The organism is Stenotrophomonas sp. HMWF023 (assembly GCF_003060985.1).
Taxonomy (GTDB): Bacteria; Pseudomonadota; Gammaproteobacteria; order Xanthomonadales; family Xanthomonadaceae; genus Stenotrophomonas; species Stenotrophomonas lactitubi.
This window is the reverse complement of sequence record NZ_QAIJ01000236.1, coordinates 1-1,678: the sequence shown is the minus strand read 5'-3', so window position 1 is coordinate 1,678 and position 1,678 is coordinate 1. Positions and strand designations below refer to the sequence as shown.

The window sequence follows — 1,678 nt, the reverse complement described above, 5'->3', positions numbered from 1 at the left end:
CTGTTCTTCTTCGGCCTGCTTGGCCTGATGATCTACGGGGTGATGAAATCGGGCGATCCGCAGCGCGATGTGCTGCCTTCGGCACTGATCGACAAGCCGGCGCCGGCGTTCGCGCTGCCGGTGCTGCATGACCCGCAGATGATCGTGCGCAGCGAAGAACTGCGTGGTGCGCCCTACCTGCTCAACGTCTGGGGCAGCTGGTGCGCGGCCTGCCGTGAAGAACATCCGGTACTGACCCGCTTCGCCGAGAGCAAGCGCGTACGCGTGATCGGCTACAACTGGAAGGATGAACCGACCGACGCGCTGCACTGGCTGGAACAGCTGGGCAACCCGTTCATGGTCGTGCTGAGCGACATCGAAGGCCGCACCGCCATCGACTGGGGCGTGACGGCAGCACCGGAGACCTTCCTGGTCGACGGCAGTGGCATCGTGCGCTGGAAGTACAGCGGCGCGATGACCCAGCAGGTGGTCGATGACAAGTTGATTCCGGCGCTGGAAAAGCTTGAGAAGGCCCAAGGCGATGCCGGCAACACTCTGCACGCCTCGCCTTAAGCGCATGCGCTGGCTGCTGCCCCTGCTGCTGGCACTGACCCTGGCGGCGCCGAACACCGGCCTCGCCCAACAACCGGTGCATGATGCGCGGCCGCTGATGTTCCGCGATGCGGCCGAGGAAGCGCGCTTCCACGACCTGGCCGCGCAGTTGCGCTGCGTGCAGTGCCAGAACCAGTCACTGGCCGATTCCAACGCGCAGATCGCGCAGGACCTGCGCCGTGAAGTGCTGGAGTTGATGCAGCAGGGCCTCGACGATGCGGCCATCAAGCAGTTCCTGGTCGCCCGCTATGGCGAATTCGTGCTCTATCAACCGCCGCTGCAACCCGGCACTTGGCTGTTGTGGGGCGGTCCGCTGCTGATACTGGGTGGCGGCGCGCTGGTGGTGATGGGCATCGTCCGTCGTCGCAGCCGGCAGATGGACGCAGCCGCTACGGTGAACCCAACCGAGGGAGAGGACTGGTGACGCACTGGTTGCCGATGGTCGCCGCAGTGGCCGCTGCGCTGTTGGCGGCAGTGGTGCTGTGGCCGCTGCGCCAGCAAGGCCGCCGCAGCTTCGTGCTGGGGGTGGTAGCGCTCGGCGTGGCCGGCGCCTGCCTGTACCTGCTGGTCGGCAATCCGCGCGCTGCACAGGTGCAACCCGCGCCTTCGGTCGCCACCCTGCGTGACGGCGTAGAGGCGCTGCAGCAGGCGTTGCAGCGTGACCCGCAGCGCGCCGATGGCTGGGCGCTGCTGGGCCGTTCTCAGGCCGAGCTTGGCAATGCCGCCGCCGCGGCCGATGCCTTCAACCGCGCCGCAGCCCTGGCACCGGACGAACCGGGCGTGCTGGTCGAGGCCGCGCAGGCACGCGCCCAGGCGGATCCGGGCAAGCAGTTCGATGACACCGCGCTGGCATGGCTGCAACGTGCACGCACCTTGTCGCCCGATGCCGAGCGTGCAAGCTGGCTGCTTGGCATCGCGCTGCGCCAGCGTGGCCGCAACGCTGAGGCCGCCGATCTCTGGAGCACGCTGCTGCCTCGCCTGGAGCCGGGTGCCGCGCAGGCGCTGCAGGCGCAGATCGCCATCGCCCGCGAGGCAGCCGGCCAGCCGTCGGATACACCGGCAGCGGCACCCGGCTCCAGGCGAGGCA

The 1,678-nt window shown here is 68.4% G+C and carries 3 protein-coding genes; all 3 read left to right on the top strand.

Annotated features, from left to right (window positions below):
- On the top strand, positions 1-552 hold a 552-nt coding region (locus DBR20_RS12995; RefSeq protein WP_343125688.1), incomplete at its 5' end, for a DsbE family thiol:disulfide interchange protein.
- A gap of 4 nt (positions 553-556) precedes the next feature.
- Positions 557-1,015: a cytochrome c-type biogenesis protein gene (locus DBR20_RS12990; RefSeq protein WP_108266467.1), complete on the top strand. Its 459-nt coding sequence runs from the start codon at positions 557-559 to the stop codon at positions 1,013-1,015.
- Positions 1,009-1,678: tetratricopeptide repeat protein (locus DBR20_RS12985; RefSeq protein WP_108266469.1), on the top strand; the 670-nt coding region annotated here is incomplete at its 3' end. The genes DBR20_RS12990 and DBR20_RS12985, both read left to right, overlap by 7 nt.

What these genes read in the sequence shown, in the direction of transcription:
- DBR20_RS12990 (WP_108266467.1), top strand. Translation starts at nt 557, where the DNA reads ATGCGCTGGCTGCTGCCCCTGCTGCTGGCACTGACCCTGGCGGCGCCG.